Here is a 271-nt window from a genome sequence, read left to right on the forward strand (position 1 = left end):
CAGCTCCGTGGTCGAGGACGCCGGGAGCGCCCGCGCGGGCAGGGTCAGGTACGGCGCCAGGGCAGCCATGCCCGCGAGCGTGCCCATGCCGAGCAGCACGGTGCGCCGGGACGGGCCAGGGGCCTCGTTCGTCAGGTCGTTCTCCATCACGGTCCCTCTCGTCGTTGAGGTGGTACGCAGTTGCGGCGGCACGTCGTACAGGTGGCCGTCGCCGTCGTTCAGCCCAGGAGCGTGCGGCGGCCGATCGCCGCGGCCATGGCGTCGGCGCCCG

Source organism: Promicromonospora kroppenstedtii DSM 19349, from assembly GCF_000515355.1.
Lineage (GTDB): Bacteria > Actinomycetota > Actinomycetes > Actinomycetales > Cellulomonadaceae > Promicromonospora > Promicromonospora kroppenstedtii.